17 protein-coding genes are annotated in these 17307 nt (G+C 67.9%); 8 read left to right on the top strand and 9 right to left on the bottom strand.

The genetic code is table 11. From position 1 onward, the window contains the following. The first annotated feature begins 20 nt into the window (after window positions 1-20). The 7 genes from WI697_RS10250 to WI697_RS10220 all read left to right on the top strand — a co-directional run bounded on the left by WI697_RS10250 (window position 21) and on the right by WI697_RS10220 (window position 8006). Window positions 21-1508 carry an aldehyde dehydrogenase family protein gene (locus tag WI697_RS10250; protein ID WP_345958370.1) on the top strand — a complete coding sequence of 496 codons (1488 nt, stop codon included), beginning with the start codon at window positions 21-23 and terminating at the stop codon, window positions 1506-1508. Between the two features lie 11 nt (window positions 1509-1519). Next, window positions 1520-2257, top strand: a complete 738-nt coding sequence (locus WI697_RS10245; protein WP_062763592.1) for a sulfite exporter TauE/SafE family protein — start codon at window positions 1520-1522, stop codon at window positions 2255-2257. A 121-nt stretch (window positions 2258-2378) separates the two neighbouring features. After that, window positions 2379-3974 (top strand): ABC transporter substrate-binding protein, encoded by a 1596-nt coding sequence (locus WI697_RS10240; protein WP_345958369.1) that lies wholly within the window; start codon window positions 2379-2381, stop codon window positions 3972-3974. Window positions 3975-4079: 105 nt separating this feature from the next. Beyond that, window positions 4080-5099, top strand: a complete 1020-nt coding sequence (locus WI697_RS10235) for an ABC transporter permease (RefSeq protein WP_345958368.1) — start codon at window positions 4080-4082, stop codon at window positions 5097-5099. Next, window positions 5096-6010 carry an ABC transporter permease gene (locus WI697_RS10230; RefSeq protein ID WP_345958367.1) on the top strand — a complete coding sequence of 305 codons (915 nt, stop codon included), beginning with the start codon at window positions 5096-5098 and terminating at the stop codon, window positions 6008-6010. The genes WI697_RS10235 and WI697_RS10230 overlap by 4 nt, the downstream gene beginning before the upstream one ends. Continuing rightward, window positions 6010-7020 (top strand): ABC transporter ATP-binding protein, encoded by a 1011-nt coding sequence (locus WI697_RS10225; protein ID WP_062763589.1) that lies wholly within the window; start codon window positions 6010-6012, stop codon window positions 7018-7020. Before WI697_RS10230 ends, WI697_RS10225 begins: the two co-directional genes overlap by 1 nt. Next, window positions 7017-8006 (top strand): ABC transporter ATP-binding protein, encoded by a 990-nt coding sequence (locus WI697_RS10220; RefSeq protein ID WP_345958366.1) that lies wholly within the window; start codon window positions 7017-7019, stop codon window positions 8004-8006. The genes WI697_RS10225 and WI697_RS10220 overlap by 4 nt, the downstream gene beginning before the upstream one ends. 54 nt (window positions 8007-8060) lie before the next feature. On the opposite strand, the gene WI697_RS10215 is transcribed toward WI697_RS10220, so the two are convergent. Next, entirely contained in the window at window positions 8061-9077 is a 1017-nt protein-coding gene (locus tag WI697_RS10215) for a 1-aminocyclopropane-1-carboxylate deaminase (RefSeq protein ID WP_345958365.1), read from the bottom strand. Between the two features lie 197 nt (window positions 9078-9274). Here WI697_RS10215 and WI697_RS10210 point away from each other — a divergent pair, with 197 nt between their 5' ends. Further along, window positions 9275-9745, top strand: a complete 471-nt coding sequence (locus tag WI697_RS10210; protein WP_345958364.1) for an Lrp/AsnC family transcriptional regulator — start codon at window positions 9275-9277, stop codon at window positions 9743-9745. Between the two features lie 22 nt (window positions 9746-9767). Here WI697_RS10210 and WI697_RS10205 read toward each other — a convergent pair whose 3' ends face one another. The 8 genes from WI697_RS10205 to WI697_RS10170 form a co-directional block, all read right to left on the bottom strand. Then, window positions 9768-11186, bottom strand: a complete 1419-nt coding sequence (locus WI697_RS10205) for an NAD(P)/FAD-dependent oxidoreductase (protein WP_345958363.1) — start codon at window positions 11184-11186, stop codon at window positions 9768-9770. Window positions 11187-11455: 269 nt separating this feature from the next. Beyond that, window positions 11456-11893, bottom strand: coding sequence for a type II toxin-antitoxin system PemK/MazF family toxin (locus WI697_RS10200; RefSeq protein ID WP_062763582.1), 438 nt, complete (start codon window positions 11891-11893; stop codon window positions 11456-11458). Between the two features lie 2 nt (window positions 11894-11895). Next, a complete protein-coding gene (locus tag WI697_RS10195; RefSeq protein ID WP_062763581.1) occupies window positions 11896-12153 on the bottom strand; it encodes a type II toxin-antitoxin system Phd/YefM family antitoxin in 258 nt (85 codons plus the stop codon). 162 nt (window positions 12154-12315) lie between these two features. Further along, entirely contained in the window at window positions 12316-13779 is a 1464-nt protein-coding gene (locus WI697_RS10190; RefSeq protein WP_345958362.1) for a methyl-accepting chemotaxis protein, read from the bottom strand. A 242-nt stretch (window positions 13780-14021) separates the two neighbouring features. Then, window positions 14022-14774, bottom strand: a complete 753-nt coding sequence (locus tag WI697_RS10185; RefSeq protein WP_062763579.1) for an amino acid ABC transporter ATP-binding protein — start codon at window positions 14772-14774, stop codon at window positions 14022-14024. Then, on the bottom strand, window positions 14761-15411 hold the full coding sequence (locus WI697_RS10180) for an amino acid ABC transporter permease (protein WP_062763578.1): 651 nt from the start codon (window positions 15409-15411) through the stop codon (window positions 14761-14763). Before WI697_RS10180 ends, WI697_RS10185 begins: the two co-directional genes overlap by 14 nt. Beyond that, window positions 15404-16129, bottom strand: a complete 726-nt coding sequence (locus WI697_RS10175; RefSeq protein ID WP_062763577.1) for an amino acid ABC transporter permease — start codon at window positions 16127-16129, stop codon at window positions 15404-15406. Before WI697_RS10175 ends, WI697_RS10180 begins: the two co-directional genes overlap by 8 nt. 87 nt (window positions 16130-16216) lie before the next feature. After that, the gene (locus tag WI697_RS10170; protein ID WP_385998432.1) at window positions 16217-17035 is read right to left on the bottom strand and encodes a transporter substrate-binding domain-containing protein; all 819 of its coding nucleotides are present in this window, start codon (window positions 17033-17035) and stop codon (window positions 16217-16219) included. Window positions 17036-17307: the final 272 nt, after the last annotated feature.

Raw genomic sequence — 17307 nt, 5'->3', positions numbered from 1 at the left:
GTCCCCCGGAGCCCCGCATCATGACCGTGCAGACGTCCACAGCCCCGGCCGCCGACGCCATCATCGCCGCCTGGCAGGGCCTGAACCTGATCGGCGGCGAGCGCCTTGCCGCCGCGGCGACCCTGCCGGTGATCGCGCCTGCCACCGGCGCAGACATCGGCGTCACCGCCGCATCGGGCCCGGCCGAAGTGGATGCCGCCGTCGCGGCGGCCCGGGCGGCCTGGCCCGGCTGGGCGGCGATGCCGGCCCGCGATCGCGGCCGCCGGGTCGCCGCCGCCGGCCGTGCCATCCTCGACGAGCTGGAGGATCTGGCCCGGGTGCTGGCGCTGGAAACCGGCAAGGCGATCCGCACCGAATGCCGGGGCGAGCTGCGCACCGCCGCCGACATCCTGGAATTCTATGGCGGGCTCGGATCGGAACTGAAGGGTGAGACCATCCCCTTCAACCCACGCATGCTGACCATGACCACCCGCGAGCCGCTGGGCGTCGTCGCCGCGATCCTGCCCTGGAACGTGCCGCTGGTGCTGATGATGCTGAAGATCGCGCCCGCGCTGGTTGCCGGCAATACGGTGGTGGTCAAGGCCTCGGAAGAGGCGCCCTATGCCACCTTCGCCGCCGCCGCCATCCTGGCCCGCCACCTGCCCGCCGGCGTGATCAATGTCGTCTCGGGAACCGGCGCCCTCTGCGGTGCCGCCCTGACGAGCCATCCCGATGTCGCCAAGATCACCTTCACCGGGTCGGAAGCGGTCGGCCAGGCGGTCTACGAGGCCGGCGCCCGGCGGATCGTGCCGGTCAGCCTGGAGCTGGGCGGCAAGAGCCCGATGATCGTCTGCGCCGATGCCGATCTGGCCAAGGCGGTCGAGGGCGCGGTTTCGGGCATGCGCTTCACCCGCCAGGGCCAGAGCTGCACCGCCTCCAGCCGGATCTATGTCCATCAGGCGCTGTACGACGCCTTTCTGGCGGCGCTCACCGCCCGGCTCGACCAGCTGGTCATCGGCGATCCGCTCGACGAGGCGACCGATGTCGGCACGATCATCTCGGCGAAGCAGATGGCGACCATCCGCCGCTATCTGGATCTGGCCGAGGGCGACGGCGCCCGCATCACCCGCTGCGGCCGTCTGCCGGAAGATCCCGCCCTCGATCCTGCGCTGTTCATGCAGCCCACCCTGCTCACCGACATCGCCGATGATCACCCCTGCGTGCAGGAAGAGATCTTCGGCCCCGTGGCGGTCATCCAGCCCTGGACGGATTACGACGCGGTGATCGCCCGCGCCAACGCCACCCATTACGGGCTTGCGGCCACGGTCTGGACCGCCTCTCTCTCCACCGCGCTCGATGCCACCCAGCGCATCGATGCCGGCTATGTGCAGGTGAACCAGAACCTGACCATCCAGCCCAATGTCTCCTATGGTGGTTTCGGCCGCTCGGGGCTCGGCAAGGAAGCCTCGCTGGAAGCGATGCTGGAGCACTTCACCCGCAAGAAGACCATCGTCATCAATTTCGACTGAGCCGGAGCCGGATGTCGGGCACCCTTCTTATCGTCGTTCCGGCCGTCTTCGCGGCGGCCATCCTTCGCGGGATCACCGGCTTCGGCTTCGCGCTGGCCGCCGTGCCGCTGATGAGCCTGGCCGTTCCCCCCGCCCAGGCCGTCGCGGTGGCGCTGCTGCTGCAAAGCTTCGTCGGCCTGCGTGACGTGGTGGCACTCAGGGCCGACACCGACCATCGCACCCTCGCCTTCCTGTCGCTGGGTGCGGTTCTGGGCACCATGCCCGGCATCTGGCTGCTCGACCGGTTGAGCCCGGATGTGATGCGCATCGTGATCGCCGGCGTGGTGATGCTGGGCCTGGCCGTGCTGATCGGCCGCCCCCAGGGGCTGCTGCGCCCGGGCCGCGGCAGCGCGGTCGGCGCCGGCCTGGTGGCCGGCCTGTTCTCGGGGCTCGCCGCCATGCCGGGGCCGCCGGCCATCGCCTATTTCCTCGGCACCGCCACCCCGGCGAAACGGGTGCGCGCCTCGCTGATGGTCTTCTTCTTCTTCACCTCGCTCATGGCCCTGCCGGGCCTCGCCCTGGCCGGCCAGCTGCATCGCGACCAGGTCGTCGCCGCCCTGGTGGCGCTGCCGGCGCTGATCGTCGGCACCTGGGCCGGCGGCCGGGTCTTCGCCCGGTTGAGCGAGGGCAACTACCGCCGCGCCGCGATCGGCCTGCTTGCGATCACGGCCGGCATCTCCGCCTTGCGGGGGCTGAACGGTCTGCCCTGACCGCGGCCCTCCCGACCACAGGACAGCCGACCACAAGACAGACGACCCAAAAACAAGACCAGAGCTGACAGAGAGGCCGAAACGGCCAGATCGACCTGACAAGAACGGGGGACGGCATCACATGCTGAACAGACTGAAGCAGTTCACGCTCGCGGCCGCGGTCGCACTCGCCCTTGGGGCCACGGCGCTCGGCGGGGCGGGTGCGCAGGCGGCGCCCGAAGACGGCGGCACGCTGGTGGTCGGCACCACCCAGGTGCCGCGCCATTTCAACGGCGCCATTCAGTCCGGCCAGGCGACGGCGCTTGCCTCGACCCAGATCTTCGCCAGTCCGCTGCGCTATGACGCCAACTGGAACCCGCAGCCCTATCTGGCCAAAAGCTGGGAGGTGGCGGCCGACGGCCTGTCGGTGACGCTGCATCTGGTGGAGGGGGCGACCTTCCATGACGGCCAGCCGATCACGTCGGAAGACGTGAAATTCTCGATCATGACGATCAAGAAGAACCACCCCTTCACCACCATGCTGGCGCCGGTCACCGACGTCGAAACGCCGGACCCTCAGACCGCGGTCATCAAACTCGCCCATCCGCATCCGGCGCTGCTGCTGGCGATGTCGCCGGCGCTGATGCCGATCCTGCCCGAACACGTCTATGGCCAGGGCGACATCCAGTCCAACCCCGCCAACCTGAAGCCGGTCGGCTCGGGTCCCTTCGTCTTCGAGGAATACAAGCAGGGCGAATACTACAAGCTGAAGAAGAATCCGAACTTCTTCATCAAGGGCCGCCCCTATCTGGACGAGGTGATCGTCCAGATCATCGGCGACCCGACCAGCATGGTGCTGTCGATGCGCCGGGGCGACATCGATCTGGTGCCCTATGTCTCGGCCGTCCGCGACGTCCAGATGCTGCAGAAGACCGAGGGGCTGACCGTCTCGGACAAGGGCTCCGACGGCTTCGGCGCGCTCAACTGGCTGGCCTTCAACACGAAGAAGCCGCCCTTCGACAACCCCGATGTGCGCCGCGCGATCGGCTATGCGATCGACAAGAAGTTCATCCTGGACCGTCTGCTCGGCGGTATCGCCCAGCGGGCCTATGGTCCGATCGTGCCGTCCTCGCCACTCGCCACCGATCAGGTCGAACATTACGATCTGGATCTGGCCAAGGCGAAAGAGCTGCTCGACAAGGCCGGGCTCAAGCCCGGTGCCGATGGCGTGCGCCTGACGATGACCGCCGACTACATCCCCGGCTTCACCGATCAGGGCCGCAACATCGTCGAATATCTGCGCACCCAGCTCCGCCAGGTCGGCATCGTGGTCGAGGTCCGCAATTCGCCCGACTTCCCGACCTGGGCGCAGCGCATCTCCAACTATGATTTCGACGTCACCGAAGACAATGTCTACAACTGGGGCGACCCGGTCATCGGCGTGAACCGCACCTATCTGTCGTCGAACATCCGCAAGGGTGTGATCTGGTCCAACACCCAGCAGTACAGCAACCCGGACGTCGACCGCATTCTGGAACAGGCCGGCCAGGAGATGGATCCGGCGAAGCGCGCGGCGCTCTATGCCGAGTTCCAGAAGATCGTCGTCGACGACGCGCCGATCCTGTACCTGAACGTCTCGCCGTTCAACACGGTCTACAAATCCAACCTGAAGAACCCGCCGCTCACCATCTGGGGTGCCGCCTCGCCCTTCGACGAGGTCTACTGGGACAAGAAGTAACCGTCTCTGCCGGCGCGTGGGTGGTGCGGCCTGTCCGGGTCGCATCACCCCCATCCATTCCCCCGCGCCCGCCCGTCCCACCCGATCCACGAGCCGGGGCACGACATGAAACGCCTGCTTCCCCTTTTCAGCCGCCTGGCATCGACCCTCGGCCTGCTGCTGGCGGTGGTGGTGCTGAACTTCCTGCTGATCCAGATGGCGCCGGGTGATCCGGTTTCGGTCATCGTCGGCGAGATGGGCGGCGCCTCGGAAGAGCTGATCGCCCGCATGCGGGCGGAATACGGGCTCGACCAGCCGCTGCACGTCCAGCTCGGGGTCTATGTCTGGAAGATCCTCCACGGCGATTTCGGCTTCTCCTATTATTTCAAGGAACCGGTGCTGTCGCTGATCCTCCAGCGGCTGCCGGCGACGATCCTGCTGGTGGTGACGGCGCTTGCGGTCGCGGTGCTGGTCGGCACGCTGCTCGGCATCTTCTCCGCCCGCCGGCCGCGCGGCCCGCTCAACTATCTGGTGACGCTGGTCTCGCTCGCCGGGTATTCGGCGCCGGTGTTCTGGACCGGGCTGATGCTGGTCATCCTGTTCTCGTCGATCCTGCCGCTGTTCCCGGTCTCGGGCATGGCCGATGTCCGCGGCGCCGAAACCTTCCTCGGCGGCGTGGCCGATGTCGCCCACCATCTGGTGCTGCCGGCGGTGACGCTCGCCTCGATCTACATCGCGATCTATTCCCGGCTGTCGCGCGCCACCATGCTCGACGTGCTGGGGGCCGATTACATCCGCACCGCCCGCGCCAAGGGGTTGAGCGAGCGCCGCGTGGTCTATGGCCATGCGCTGCGCAATGCGCTGATCCCGGTGGTGACCATGGTCGGGCTGCAATTCGGCCAGCTTTTCGCCGGCGCCGTGCTGGTCGAGACGGTGTTCAACTGGCCGGGCCTCGGCCGGCTCGCCTTCGAAAGCATCCTGCGCCGCGACTATCCCACCCTGCTCGGGATCCTGTTCTTCTCGGCGATCCTGGTGGTGGTGGCCAACATCCTCACCGACATCGCCTATGGCCTCGTCGATCCGCGCATCCGCACCCGCAAGCCCGCTGCCGCGCGCAAGCCCAAAGCCACCGGAGCCCCGCGATGACCGACCAGACCGCAACCGCCGCAGGCGTCACCGCGCCCGCCGCCGACCCGGCCCCGGACGCACCGCGCCCGGTGCATCCGGCCGTCGAGTTCTTCCGCGCCTTCGCCCGCAACCAGTCGGCCATTCTGGGCATTCTGCTGCTGGCCCTGGTGCTGCTTGCAACCTTCCTCGGGCCGGTTCTCTACCCGGTCGATCCCTATTCGATGGTCGACGTACCCTTCACCCCGCCCCTGGGCGACTACGCGCCCTTCGGCACCGATTATCTGGGCCGCGACATCCTGGCCGGCATCATCGCCGGCGGCCGGGCGACGCTTGCGGTCGGCGGCACCGCCGCCGCCATCTCGGTGGGGATCGGCATTCTGATCGGCTCGCTCGCCGGCTATTTCGGCGGCGTCATGGATGCGGCGCTGATGAAGGTGACGGAATTCTTCCAGATCCTGCCGCCGCTGCTGCTGGCCATGGTGCTGGTCACCATCTTCGGCGCCTCGCTGCCGATCATCACCGTCGCGATCGGCGCGGTCGCCTGGCCGCAGGTGGCCCGCCTTGCCCGGGCGGAATTCCTGCGCATCCGCAAGCTCGACTATGTCGCCGCCGCCCGCACCTCGGGCGCCCGCGACGCCTATCTGATCTTCCGGGTGATCCTGCCGGGCGCCCTGCCGCCGCTGGTGGTGGCGGCGGGCCTTGCCGTCGGCACCGCCATCCTGTTCGAAGCGGGGTTGAGCTTCCTGGGGCTCGGCGATCCCAACACCATGTCCTGGGGGCTGATCATCGGCCAGAACCGCAATTACCTGCTCGATGCCTGGTGGACCGTCACCCTGCCGGGTGTGGCGATCTTCATCACCGTCCTGGCGATCAGCCTGGTCGGCGACGGCATCAATGATGCGCTGAACCCCAAGCTGAGGAAGCGGTGATGGCCGATCCGATCCTCTCCATCCGCGATCTGAAGGTCGAGGTCGACATCGGCGGCCGGTCGCTCTCGGTCCTCGACGGGGTCTCGCTCGACCTCCATGCCGGGCGCACGCTGGGCGTGGTCGGCGAAAGCGGCTGCGGCAAGTCGATGACCGCACTCGCCACCATGGGTCTGCTGCCTGAACGCTTCGCCGTCACCGGCGGCGAGATCCTGTTTGACGGCGAAGACCTGACCCGCCTCGCCGCCCCGCGGCTGCGCCAGCTGCGCGGCAACGCCATCTCGATGATCTTTCAGGAGCCGATGACCTCGCTCAACCCGGTGATGACCGTGGGGCGGCAGATCGCCGAGGTGGTGGAACTGCACCAGGGCCGCAGCCGGGCGGAAGCGCGCGAGATCGCGCTGGAAATGCTGCGCGCGGTCCACATCCCCGGCCCCGAACAGCGGCTCGACGCCTATCCGCACGAGCTGTCGGGCGGCATGCGCCAGCGGGTGATGATCGCCATCGCGCTGGCCTGCCGGCCGCGGGTGATCATCGCCGACGAGCCGACCACCGCCCTCGACGTCACCGTCCAGGCGCAGATCTTCAGGCTGTTGCGCGAACTCCAGATGGACACCGGCACCGCCATCCTGCTGATCACCCATGATCTGGGGGCGGTCGCCGACATGGCCGACGAGGTCGCCGTGCTCTATGCCGGCAAATGCGTCGAGCGCGGCCCGGTCGATGCCATTCTGGGCGCCCCCTCGCATCCCTATACGCGCGGTCTCATGTCCTGCACGCCCCGGCTCCGGCTCGGCGCCGCCGCCCTTGAACCCGATCCGCGCGGCCTGGGCGAGATCCCGGGCATGGTGCCGCCGCTCGGCCGCTTCCCGCGGGCCTGCCGTTTCGGCCCGCGCTGCGGCCTGGCCGATGCCCGCTGCCATGCCGAGGCGCCGCCGCTGGTGCCGACCGGCCCCGCCCAGGCGGCGCTCTGCTGGCACGTCACCCCCCATGGCACGGAGGCGCGGCCATGAGCCTGTTTTCGGTCGAAGACCTCAAGGTCCATTTCCCCCTGCCTTCGGGCAAGACCGTGCATGCGGTCGACGGGGTCAGCTTTCAGGTCGCAGAGGGTGAATGCTTCGGCATCGTCGGCGAAAGCGGCTCGGGCAAGTCCACCACCGCCCGGGCGCTGATGCGTCTGGTCGATCCGGTGGAGGGGCATATCCGCCTCGACGGCCATGATCTCGGCACCGCATCGGGCGAGGCGCTGCGCCGGCTCCGCCCGATGATCCAGATGGTGTTTCAGGACCCGTTCTCGTCGCTGAACCCGCGGCTGCGCGCCGGTGCGGCAGTGCGTGAGCCGCTGGACCTGATGAATCTGGGCGCGAAATCCGACCGAGACGGCCAGGTCGACGCCATGTTCCGGCAGGTGGGGCTGCACCCCGATGCCCGCCGGCTGTTCCCGCACCAGTTCTCGGGCGGCCAGCGCCAGCGGCTGTGCATCGCGCGGGCCATGGTCACCAGCCCGAAACTGGTGGTCTGCGACGAGCCGGTCTCGGCGCTGGACGTCGCCATCCAGGCCCAGATCCTGAACCTGCTCAAGGGCCTGCAGCGCGATCGCGGCCTCACCTACGTCTTCATCTCGCACGATCTGGCGGTGGTACAGCACATCTGCACCCGGGTGGCGGTGATGTATCTGGGCGAATTCGTCGAACAGGCCCCGACCGGCCGGCTCTTCGCCAGCGCCCGCCATCCCTATACCTGGTCGCTGATGGCCTCGGCGCTGTCGCCGGAACGCCATGCCGGCACGGCGCCCGCGGAGCGCTTCACCATCACCGGCGAACCGCCGAGCCCGATCGACCCACCCCCGGGCTGCCGCTTCGCCGGCCGCTGCCCCTTCGCCACCGACCGCTGCCGCACCGAAAAACCGGCCCTGCGCCGCTTCCCCGACGACCACCAGGTCGCCTGCCACTATGCCGGAGAACTGGAACCGCCGATCCCGGAACTCAGGGCGGCGTGAGATGCGGGAGCAGCCGACCGTCAGATGATCGACGGTGCCGCCCCCGGCTGATCCTCAACCGTTGCGATACTGGAAGCTGTAGGCATTGATCGCCGGCACCCCGCCCAGATGGGCATAGAGCACATTGGCGCCCGCGGGGATCCGGCCGGTGCGGATCAGGTCGATCATCCCCTGCATGGATTTGCCCTCATAGACCGGGTCGGTGATCATGCCCTCGGTCCGGGCGGCCAGCCGGATCGCGTCGTTGGTCTCGGGCGACGGCACGCCATAGGACGGATAGGCATAGCCGCGTTCCAGCACCACGTCTTCGGCGGTCACCGGCCGGCCCAGCCCGACCAGATCGGCGGTGCGCTCTGCGATCCGCAGGATCTGGGCATGGGTCTCGTCGGGCGTGGCCGATGCATCGATGCCGATCACCTGCCGCGCCCGGCCATCGGCGGCGAAGCCCACCACCATGCCGGCCTGGGTGCTGCCGGTCACCGAACAGACGATGACATGGTCGAAGCGCACACCCAGCTCGCGTTCCTGTGCCCGCACCTCCTCGGCGAAGCCCACGAAGCCCAGCCCGCCCAGGCGATGATCCGACGCCCCGGCCGGAATGGCATAGGGCCGGCCGCCCCTCTGGCGGACATCCTCCAGCGCCTGTTCCCAGCTTTCCTTGAACGAGATGCCGAAGCCGGCATCGACCAGTTCGACCTCGGCGCCCATAATCCGGCTCATCAGAATATTGCCGACCCGGTCATAGACCGCATCGTGATAATCGACCCAGTTTTCCTGCACCAGCCGGCAGCGCATGCCCAACTTCGCCGCCACCGCCGCCACCTGGCGGGTGTGGTTGGACTGGATGCCGCCGATGGTGACCAGCGTGTCGGCCCCCTGGGCCAGGGCCTCGGGCACCAGATATTCCAGCTTGCGCAGCTTGTTGCCGCCGAAGGCCAGGCCCGAATTGCAGTCCTCCCGCTTGGCCCAGATGGTGACGTGCCCGCCCAGCGCCGCCGACAGCCGGTCCAGCCGCTCGATCGGGGTCGGGCCGAAGGTCAGGCGATGGCGCGCGAAACGATCCAGATGCATGATCAGAACCTCCCGTTAAAGTTGCGGGCTTCTCCCTCCGCCCACCCTGAAATCGTCCCCTGGACCCGGTTTTCGGGCAAATGCGTTATCGGGCCCGATCTTCGCGCAATCGGTCGCCATCTCGACAATCAGCCGCTCTGAATTGCATGATTTCCGGCCAAGGCGCAGTTTTCCTGCGCCATCCGAAAGGGCCCGCCATGGAGGATGATCACAGCCTGGACCGCATCGACCGCAACATCCTGCGCCAGTTGCAGCGCGATGCGGATCTGCCCAACACGGAACTGGCCCGGCGGGTCAATCTCAGCGCCACCGCCTGTCTGCGGCGGGTGGAGAAGCTGAAGGCGCGCGGCATCATCCGCCGCACCGTCGCCATGGTCGATGCGCAGGCGGTGGACCTCACCACCCTGGTCTTCGTGGGCGTGGTGCTCGACCGCTCAACGCCCGAAAGCTTCGAGGCCTTCGAAACCGCGGCCCGCAGCCTCAGCGGCTGTCTGGAATGCCATCTGGTGGCGGGCGAGGTGGATTATTTCCTCCTGCTCCGCACCCGCGATCTCGCCCGCTTCAACAAGTTGCATGCGGGTGAGATCATCAAACTTCCCGGCGTGCGCCAGATCCGCACCTTCTTCGTGCTCAAAGAAATCCTGTCGACCACCGAACTGCCCGTGTGAGGGGGGCGGTCTGACGGGGGGCTCAGCCTCGCCCCGCCTCTTCAGCCGCCGGCACCACCGCCTGGCCCACCGGCCCGTCTTCCTCGGTGCCGGTGATCAGCCGGGCGCCGCGCTGCAGGGTCAGATAATCCCACAGCCATTTGAACGCCACGGCGATGCGATAGCGCAGCCCGACCAGGAAATAGACATGGGCGATGCCCCAGAACGCCCAGCCGGTGAAGCCGGTCAGCTTCAGCCCGCCGCGTTTCACCACGGCCGAGCGCCGGCCGACAGTCGCCAGATCGCCTTCATGACGATAGGCGAAGGGGCCGGGGTCCGCCGATCCGGTCACCCGGGCGCGGATCACCCGGGCGACGTAATCGCCCATCTGTTTGGCGGCCGGCGCAATACCCGGCACCGGCCGGCCCTCGGGGTCGGTGATGGTGGCGGTATCGCCGATCGCGAAGATTTCGGGATGCCCCGGCACGCTCAGATCGGGGCCGACCTGGATCCGCCCGGCGCGATCGCGCGGCGCCTCGACCCAGCCGCCGGCGGGAGAGGCAACCACGCCCGCGCCCCAGATGATGGTCGAAGCCGGGATCCGCCCGCCCTCGATCGCGCTGCCCGCGGCCGGCGTCACGCCCTCGGCCAGGGCCACCGACACGCCGTCCGCGTCGCAGGCCGTCACCCGCGCGCCGGTCGCCACCTCCACGCCCATCCCCTCCAGCGAGCGGCGGGCATAATCCGACAGATCCTCGGGAAAGGCGGGCAGGATGCGCGGCCCGGCCTCGACCAGCACGATGCGGGCGGCGCGCGGATCGACCAGCCGGAAATCCGGCGGCAGCACCTTGCGGGCGATCTCGACGATGGCGCCCGCCATCTCCACCCCGGTCGGGCCGCCGCCCACCACCACGAAGGTCAGCAGCCGGCGCCGCTCGTCATCCGACCGCGCCATCTCGGCCCGCTCGAAGGCGAGCAGGATCCGCCGCCGGATGGTGGTCGCATCCTCGATCCGCTTCAGCCCGGGTGCCGCCCCCGCCCATTCATCGTGGCCGAAATAGGAATGGGTGGCGCCCGTGGCCAGGATCAGCTGGTCATAGGGAATGCGCGCCGCCCCCGCCCGCACGTCGCGCCGCGCGGTGTCGACGCCGTCCACCTCGGCCATCAGCACCGTGGCATTGGCCTGCCGGCGCAGGATGGCGCGGATCGGCCAGGCGATATCGGCCGGCGACAGGGTCGCGGTCGCCACCTGATACAGCAGCGGCTGAAACAGGTGATGGTTCTGCCGGTCGACGACGATCACCTCCACCGGCGCCCCATCCAGCGCCTTCGCCGCCTGCAACCCGCCGAAGCCGGCGCCAACAATCACCACCCGCGGCCGCCGTCCATTGGCCCGAACCTCGCCGGGCGCCGGAACACGATCCGAAGCGGTGGTCACCTCGGGCGGATGAAGATCGGGCATGATCCGGCTCCTGCTGCTGTGGCGCATTATCATATGGGCAGACATCCGCCCACCCGCCACCCGAACCACGCCCGACCCCACCGGTTCCCCCTGCCCCGCGCGCGCCCCGCAGATATCCCCCTTGCAACCACCCCACCCCCGGGTGATCATGGCCCCATCGGCCCCGATTTCCGCGAACCCCAGGCACACGTCGCACCCCTTGCGGGTGCGTGGATCAAGCGCATCTACAGTGAGGCACAGGCGGGCAGCGGCAGAGGCACGGGCCCGCTTCACTCCGTGCGCTGAACGATCCGGCTGTGGCTTGCCTTCAACAGGGCGATGAAACGGGTACGGATCTCGTCCATGAGACCATAGGGGAGCTGTCCGTAGACGATGCTGGCCGCATCGCCCGTACGAAGGGGCCGCAGATCCGGCCCCGGCCAGATGAACCGATTGGCTTCGGTCAGCACCACCCATGAGCGCTCGTCGTCAAGCCGCAGACGAGTTTTCGTACGCGCCGGGATTTCGACGGCTGAATGTGGATCGGCGGGCGGTGTATGTGTGATCGGAAGCACCGTTACCATCTGTTCCCCGTCTTGGGTAACGGTCGCAAGAATGACGGCACAGGGACGATCCTTCACGCCCTCTTCCTGCCCGCGCGCCTGTTCCCGACGCCAGAGATAACTGTAGCGGATGACGAGCCCCTGAACCGGCGCGGGGAAGGCCATGGTCAGTCGGACAGCTCGTCATCGTAAAGTCGCGACGATAGCGGCGGGCGAGAGGCTTCCAGCGCGGCGATGTCCGCATCGGTAAAATCTGCCGGCCCCATCACCTGACGGTCGCGGCGTTTCAGCCGATGATATTCTTCTGCCGAGATCAGAACGGTATTCTCCCGGCCATGACTGGTGATCACCACCGGCTGCGTATGCGCCGCGTCCTGATAGCGGGCAAGGTCCCGCTGAAACTCCAGCGCACTGACTTTCAGCATGTCACGACCCAGGCCTGAAATTACTGACACTCAAAGAGTTATGGGGATCAGTACTTTCCGTCAAGGGGCAGCCTCCCCCACGTCATCCACCCCAAAGAAAAACCGCCGGAGAGTCCCCTCCCCGGCGGCATTCCGTCCGTTCCTGGGCCTCCGCCCCTCCGCTTACCCGGCCCGAAGCTGCCGGGTCACCGCGCCGACATTTTCCGACACGTCGCCCACATCACGGGCGACCTGGGTGATGCTGGCGGAAATCTCGCGCGCGGCCGCGTCCTGCTGGGCCACCGCCGAGGCGATCGAGGCCGAGATGGTCTGGACCTCGCCGATCGCGGCCGAGATGGCGTGGATCGCGTCCACCGTGCGGGCGGCCTCGCGCTGGACCGAGGCGATCTGTTCGACGATTTCGTCGGTGGCCGAGGCGGTCTGCTGGGCCAGGTTCTTCACCTCGCCCGCGACGACCGCGAAGCCCTTGCCGGCCTCGCCGGCGCGGGCGGCCTCGATGGTGGCGTTCAGCGCCAGAAGATTGGTCTGGCTGGCGATGTTGTTGATCAGCTTGATGACCACGCCGATCCGCTCGCCGGCCGAAACCAGCGCCTGAACCGTGTCGTTGGTGCGCGCCGCCTCGTTCGCCGCGGTGGCCGACGCATTGGCGGCCGCGCTGGAGCGGGCGGCAATCTCGCCCACCGACGCCGAAAGTTCCTCGGTCGCGGTCGCCACCACCTGGGTATTGGCGGTCGCCCGATCGGCCGAACTGCCGACCCGGGCCGAGAGCGTGTCGGCGATGTCGTGGATGCCCTTGCGGCGATTGGCCTCGGCGCGCTCGTTCTCAAGCTCGGCCATCTTCTGGGCGTGGATGTCGATCAGCGAACCGCAGGCGCGCAGCGGGTTGCCCTGGGGGTCGCGGGCCACGCCGCCGATCGCCTTGAACCAGCGATAGCTGCCGTCCTTCATCTTCAGCCGATAGGCGACGTCATAGCCGGTGCGGCCGCTGCGGTCGTTCAGGCAGGCGCCGAAAGCATCGAAGGTATGGCCGGAATCCTCGGGGTGCAGGCGGTCCGACCAGGCATTCACCTTGTCGGGGAAGCCGGTCAGATCCTCGCGGTCGAAGCCCACCAGCCGGCGGAATTCGCCCGAGAAACGCCACTGCGCCTTCGGGTGCATGGCGTCACCCTCGTAAAGCTGGGCGTCCCAGAGGCCGATACCGGCATGGCGCGCCAGCAGGGCCATGCGCTCGACATCCACCTTCTGGTCATGCACGTCGATCAGCGAACCGCAGGCGCGCAGCGGGTTGCCCTGGGCATCGCGGGCCACGCCGCCCACCGCGCGGAACCAGCGCCAGGCGCCGTCCTTCATCTTCAGCCGATAGGTGACGTCGTAACCGGTGCGCCCGCTCTTGTCGTTCAGGCAGGCGGCGAAGGCCTCGAACGTATAGCCTGAATCGTCGGGATGCAGCCGGTCGGACCATGACTGCACCTTGTCGGGAAAACCCTGCCGGTCGCCATGGGCGAAGCCGACCAGCCGGCGGAACTCGTCCGAGAAGTGCCACGAGGCCTTGGCGTGCATCGCGTCGCCCTGATAGAGCACCGCGTCCCACAATCCCACGCCGGCATACCGGCCGAGAAGCTCCATCTGACGAGCCGCTTCTCCGTCGGCTCCTTCGATACCGTCATTCTTCCGCCAGAACATCATGCGCGCCTGTTGATGGTGTGAACCTGCGCAGCATCTTGGTGTGCGGGCGATGAAGAATGCGTTAAGGGCCTGAACTTGCGACGAAGCGCCGCAATGCCTGCAGAATATTCAGGAAAGCTGCCCTATCTTGTCCAGATCAGCGATTTCTCTCAATGGTTTCTTATGATAAACAGTCTTCGCGTTCAGTGTCCGCCGATGAAGGCCGCCAGCTCCGGCGTCCGCTGCGCAGCGAACAGTTCGGCAGGCGCACCGCGCTCGTGAATCCGGCCCTGATGCATGAACACCAGCTCGTCGCAGACCTCGCGGGCGAAACGCATCTCGTGGGTGACCATCACCAGGGTCATGCCCTCTTCGGCCAGCCTGCGGACCACCGCCAGCACCTCGGCGACGAGTTCGGGGTCGAGCGCCGAGGTGATCTCGTCGCAGAGCAGCACTTTGGGCCGCATCGCCAGCGCCCGGGCGATCGCCACGCGCTGCTGCTGGCCGCCCGACAGCTGATCGGGCGTGTGATCGAAGCGATCGGCGAGGCCGACCTTGGCCAGCATCTCGCGCGCCACCGCCTCGGCCTCGGCCGTGCCCATCTTCTTTACCACCTTCAGCGACAGCATGACGTTGCCGCCGGCCGAGAGATGCGGGAACAGGTTGAACTGCTGAAAGACCATGCCGACCTTCAGCCGCAGCGCCTTCAGCTCCCGCTCGCTCTCGCGGCCGTCGGCGCGTTCGCCATCCACCGTGACCACGCCGTCGGTCGGCCGTTCCAGGCCGTTGATGATCCGCAGCAAGGTGCTCTTGCCCGATCCGCTGCGGCCGATCAGCGCCACCACCCGGCCCTCTTCGACCGAAAGATCGACCCCCTTCAGCACCTCGACCAGGCCGAAACTCTTGCGGATGCCGGCCAGTTCGACCAGCGGCCGCGTCTGATCAGCGGGCGACATGAAGCCTCCTTTCCAGCCGGCGGGCGGCGAATGACAGCGGGTAGCAGAGCGCGAAATAGATCAGCGCCACGAAGCCGTAAACGGTGAAGGGCTCGAAGGTGGCATTGGCGATCATGGTCCCGGCCTTGGCCAGTTCCACGAAACCGATGATCGAGGTCAGCGCCGTGCCCTTGACCACCTGGACCGAGAAGCCGACCGTGGGCGGCACCGCGATCCGCATCGCCTGGGGCAGGATCACCCAGCGCATGCGCTCCACATAAGACATGGCCAGCGCCTGGGCGGCCTCGGACTGGCCCTTGGGCACCGCCTCCACGCAGCCGCGCCAGATCTCGGCCAGGAAGGCGCCGGTGAACAGCACCAGCGACACGATCGCCGCCGTCCAGGCCGACACCTCGATCCCCGCCAGCGGCAGGCCGAAGAAGATCAGGAACAGCTGCATCAGCAGCGGCGTGCCCTGGAAGGCCTCGACATAGCCGCGCGCCAGCATGGCCGGCAGGCGCCGGCCCGAGACCAGGGCGAACAGCGCCACCAGCCCGACCAGGGCGCCGCCGGCAAAGGCGATCACCGACAGCACCACGGTCCAGAGCGCGGCATCGATCAGGTTGCGCAGGATGTCGAGCGTGCCGAACTCAACCATGGACCGCACCTCCGGTGGCGGCCGCCGCCCGGCCGGCGCTCAGGGCCGCATGGCGCGCGGCGCGGTAGAGCAGCCGGTCGCCCAGCCGGCGCAGGATCATCCGGGTCAGGATGGCGAGGCCCAGATAGATCGCGGTCGCAGCCAGATAGGCCTCGAAGGCGCGGAAGCTGCGCGACTGGATGAAATTGGCGGCGAAGCTCAACTCTTCGGCCGCGATCTGCGAGCAGACCGACGAGCCCAGCATCACGATGACGATCTGGCTGGACAGCGCCGGCCAGATCTTGCGCAGCGCCGGCACCAGCACGACATGGCGGAAGCATTCCGCCCGGGTCATGCCCAGGCTCGCCGCCGCCTCCCACTGCCCCCTGGGCACGGCCTGAATGCCGGCGCGGATGATCTCGGCCGAATAGGCGCCCAGATTGACCACCATGGCGATCATCGCCGCCTCCACCTCGCCCAGCCGCACACCCGCCGCGGGCAGGCCGAAGAAGATGAAGAACAGCTGCACGATGAACGGCGTGTTGCGGATCAGCTCGACATAGGCGGCCACGATCCCCGCCGCCACCGGTATGCGCTCCGATCGCGCCCAGGCACACAGAATGCCCAGCAGCACGCCGAAAATGCCGCCGACCAGGATCAGCTCCACCGTCAGCACCACCCCGCGGAGCAGCACGTCGGAATAGGTCAGGATCGGCGTGAAATCAAACTGATAGGCCATGGACTACCCCTTGCGGGAAGGGTGGGCCGATGGGGAAGACCGCATGGCTTGGGGGCAAGGGGGCGGCCCCTTGCCCCGCCGGCCGCCTCAGAGATCCGCCGGCAGCGGCGCCCCCAGCCAGGTTTCCGAAATCTTCGACAGCCGGCCGTCGGCCCTGGCGGCGGCGATGATCTCGTTCACCTTCGCGACCAGCGCCGTCTCCCCCTTCGCGACGCCGATATAGCAGGGCGAGTTCTTGATCAGGAATTTGGGCTCGGGCCGGGTGCGGGGATTGCGCTCAAGGATGGCGGCCGCAACCACATTGCCGGTCGCCACCAGTTCCACCTGTCCCGACAGGAAGGCCTGGATGGTGCCGTTATTGTCCTCGTAGCGGCGGATGGTGGCCTCGGCGGGGGCGATCTTGGACAGCTCCAGATCCTCGATCGCACCGCGGGTGACGCCCACCGTATGGCCGGCCAGATCGGCGGCGCCCGCGATCTTCAGATCGGCCGGGCCGAAAACGCCGTTGTAGAACGGCGCATAGGCATTGGTGAAGTCGATCACCGCCTCGCGCTCCGGGTTCTTGCCCAGGCTGGAGATCACCAGATCGACCTTGTCGGTGGTCAGATACGGGATGCGGTTGGCACTGGTCACCGGCACCAGTTCGGTCTTCACCCCCAGCGCATCGCCGATCAGCCGGGCCATGTCGACGTCATAGCCGCGCGGCGCCATGTCGGGGCCGACGGAGCCGAAGGGCGGGAAATCCTGCGGGACCGCCACGCGCAGCACCCCCGCCTTCTGAACGGCATCCAGCCCCGCCGCCTCGGCCGTGATGCCGAAGCCGCCGGTGGCCGCCACCAGCACGGCAGCCGCCATCGCCCCCAGCACGCTGCGCCGCCGCAGCCCGGTTCCGATCCGCCTGATCATCGCCATTCCCCGCACTCCCCGCTTGTTGACGCCTGCCCCGAAGATCCGGGTCCGTCCCTGGGCGGCATTCACATCGCCCTGCCCGGATCTCGAGCATCCCGCGGCCCCCTGTTGCCGCTGCTCATGTTTTAAGCGTGCCCATTGTTTAAGCATGAGTCAACGCCGTTTTTTGCCTTACCCCAGCATGCCACCCCTGGCATCCGCTTGCAAACCCATAGAAATCCGGCCATGCTTCCGGAAAGCCAACCGGTCCAACTGGTCAGACCGGTCTA

Source organism: Tistrella mobilis (genome assembly GCF_039634785.1).
Taxonomy (GTDB): Bacteria; Pseudomonadota; Alphaproteobacteria; order Tistrellales; family Tistrellaceae; genus Tistrella; species Tistrella mobilis.
Note: the sequence above shows the minus strand (reverse complement) of the source record. Positions and strands in the feature narration are given on the sequence as shown.

Excerpts from the sequence above, each read along its gene's own strand:
- WI697_RS10250 (WP_345958370.1), top strand. The coding sequence starts at position 21 with ATGACCGTGCAGACGTCCACAGCCCCGGCCGCCGACGCCATCATCGCC.
- WI697_RS10245 (WP_062763592.1), top strand. The coding sequence starts at position 1,520 with ATGTCGGGCACCCTTCTTATCGTCGTTCCGGCCGTCTTCGCGGCGGCC.
- WI697_RS10240 (WP_345958369.1), top strand. The coding sequence starts at position 2,379 with ATGCTGAACAGACTGAAGCAGTTCACGCTCGCGGCCGCGGTCGCACTC.
- WI697_RS10235 (WP_345958368.1), top strand. The coding sequence starts at position 4,080 with ATGAAACGCCTGCTTCCCCTTTTCAGCCGCCTGGCATCGACCCTCGGC.
- WI697_RS10230 (WP_345958367.1), top strand. The coding sequence starts at position 5,096 with ATGACCGACCAGACCGCAACCGCCGCAGGCGTCACCGCGCCCGCCGCC.
- WI697_RS10225 (WP_062763589.1), top strand. The coding sequence starts at position 6,010 with ATGGCCGATCCGATCCTCTCCATCCGCGATCTGAAGGTCGAGGTCGAC.
- WI697_RS10220 (WP_345958366.1), top strand. The coding sequence starts at position 7,017 with ATGAGCCTGTTTTCGGTCGAAGACCTCAAGGTCCATTTCCCCCTGCCT.
- WI697_RS10215 (WP_345958365.1), bottom strand. The coding sequence starts at position 9,077 with ATGCATCTGGATCGTTTCGCGCGCCATCGCCTGACCTTCGGCCCGACC.
- WI697_RS10210 (WP_345958364.1), top strand. The coding sequence starts at position 9,275 with ATGGAGGATGATCACAGCCTGGACCGCATCGACCGCAACATCCTGCGC.
- WI697_RS10205 (WP_345958363.1), bottom strand. The coding sequence starts at position 11,186 with ATGCCCGATCTTCATCCGCCCGAGGTGACCACCGCTTCGGATCGTGTT.
- WI697_RS10200 (WP_062763582.1), bottom strand. The coding sequence starts at position 11,893 with ATGGCCTTCCCCGCGCCGGTTCAGGGGCTCGTCATCCGCTACAGTTAT.
- WI697_RS10195 (WP_062763581.1), bottom strand. The coding sequence starts at position 12,153 with ATGCTGAAAGTCAGTGCGCTGGAGTTTCAGCGGGACCTTGCCCGCTAT.
- WI697_RS10190 (WP_345958362.1), bottom strand. The coding sequence starts at position 13,779 with ATGGAGCTTCTCGGCCGGTATGCCGGCGTGGGATTGTGGGACGCGGTG.
- WI697_RS10185 (WP_062763579.1), bottom strand. The coding sequence starts at position 14,774 with ATGTCGCCCGCTGATCAGACGCGGCCGCTGGTCGAACTGGCCGGCATC.
- WI697_RS10180 (WP_062763578.1), bottom strand. The coding sequence starts at position 15,411 with ATGGTTGAGTTCGGCACGCTCGACATCCTGCGCAACCTGATCGATGCC.
- WI697_RS10175 (WP_062763577.1), bottom strand. The coding sequence starts at position 16,129 with ATGGCCTATCAGTTTGATTTCACGCCGATCCTGACCTATTCCGACGTG.
- WI697_RS10170 (WP_385998432.1), bottom strand. The coding sequence starts at position 17,035 with ATGATCAGGCGGATCGGAACCGGGCTGCGGCGGCGCAGCGTGCTGGGG.